We start from the raw sequence: 1,977 nt of genomic DNA on the forward strand, positions 1-1,977 counted from the left end.
TTTTTCAGTGCCGGGAAAATGGAAGCGGCCACTTCCAAGCTGCCTGCCGGAGAGATCGGAGGCGGCCGACAAAAAAGCCCCGCCAATCGGCGGGGCTTTTTGTAAAAACAAGGGAAGAAGGCTTACTTCATGTCCTTGATGGCAGCCTGCGCCGTACATACCTTGTGTATATAACGATGTACATTTTGAATTAGAGCTGTCCGGGCAGCTCACTGACGCAGGCTGCCCGGAAAAGGGATGGTGTGCCCCTCCTCATCAGCAAAAGGACCAAAGTGTAATTTGCTATCCATAGAGCAGGTCGTGTACTTCCTCTGACCGGCTAAATTCAGAAAGGCAACTGTGGGCTGCGGAGAAAAGTCCAAGCACCAGGCAAAGCGGGAATCAGACAGTGGTGTAACCTGTGAAACAAAGAGATCAATGAAATCCTCGCTTACCAGACCGTCATGCATTTCAACTGCTTCGCACAACGCTGCCTCAATGGCTTCCATATCCAGGCGTCCGGGATTGTAGTCCTCTGAAGCAATTTGAGCTTTGCTCTGACGAAGGGCCTCCATCTGCTGCTGAATTTCTATGGTCCGCTGGAGGAACTTATCCTGCTCAATCTCTCCACGGGCACGGACCACAACCAAGTCATCCAGCTGTTGTTGGAGCAACTGAATAGAATCATCTTTCGCTTTCATCAAATCTGCTCGACGATCTGCGTCTGGCTTGTAGCAAGCATCCAGCATTTTGCAGGTCTGGAGGACGATTTCTCTTTGGTCTCCCCATACCCTCTCAAATATTTTGGAGGTCATCAGTTCCAGCTTGCTTTGTCCAACCGGCTTGATCTCACAGATAGGTGTTGGATTGCCTTGTTCATTCTGAAGGCGGATGCGGGGGGTATCATGGTGTCGCTTGCATTCATATCCATAGATAGGCTTTCCTGCATTATTGGTTCTCCAACGATGTCGAAGCATGGGAGAACCGCAACGACACCTCATTTTTCTGCCCCATACATTCTGAGCCTGCTGAACACCAAAACTCCGCGTGCGGCCTTTTTCATCCGTCAGCCGTTTGGTCCTGCTGCGACGAATGGCGTTACACCGCTCGTACTGCTCCTCTGAAATGATCTGAGGAAAACCGCCTTTTACATAGACGAACTCACTCTCGTCGCGCTTGATCCGTTTTTGCTCCAAATAGTTGTTGGAATAGGACTGACAGTAAACTGTGTACCCCAAATAGTTTTTACGCTTGATGATTTTTGATACCTTCCCAGCATCCCATTTGACCTTACCCACCCCGTTTTTGCGTCCAAGGCGGGTCAGCTCTTTTGCTACCAAGGTTTCACCCATACCGGAATCATAGAGGTCAAAAATCATTTTTACGGTTTCCGCTTGATCGGGATCAATCTCGAACTGCTTGGTGAGTTTGTTCCTAGTATATCCGAAAATGTTCCCGTTTCCATAGAGGACGCCTTTTTCGCGGCTGACCCGTTGTCCTGCAAGAGAGCGTTCACTGATTTTGCGGCTTTCTTCCTGTGCCATAGTAGCCATAATGGTCAGCCTCAGTTCACCATCACCGTCAAGAGTCCAAATGTTATCATTTACAAAATAGACTTCAATCCCCATGGCGGCAAGCTGACGGACACAGACCAGAGCATCTACCGTATTTCTGGCGAAGCGGCAAACCTCGCGAGTGACAATCAAATCGAATTTATGCTGTTTGGCATCTTCCATCATCTGCATAAAGGCATCCCGCTTATAGACCTGAGTTCCGGTAATACCTTGGTCAATGTAGCGGTTGATAACATTCCACTGAGGATGAAATCGAGCAACATCATCATACCATTGCATCTGATTCTGAAGGGCTTTGACCTGGGCCTCGTGTTCTGTTGAGGCACGGCCATATATAACTGCCCGGCAGGGTTTGTCCCGGAAAGAACGGGACAATGAGTACGGAGACATATTGTACATAATGTGTCCGCCGTCGTATTCACGG

The 1,977-nt window shown here is 49.1% G+C and carries 1 protein-coding gene; it reads right to left on the reverse strand.

Translation table 11 applies throughout. The features are described from left to right. Window positions 1-209: 209 nt before the first annotated feature. Window positions 210-1,977: recombinase family protein (locus tag QZL67_RS06520; protein WP_292920013.1), on the reverse strand; the 1,768-nt coding region annotated here is incomplete at its 5' end.

It is taken from the genome of Oscillibacter sp. CAG:155, assembly GCA_000436875.1.
GTDB lineage: Bacteria > Bacillota > Clostridia > Oscillospirales > Oscillospiraceae > Oscillibacter.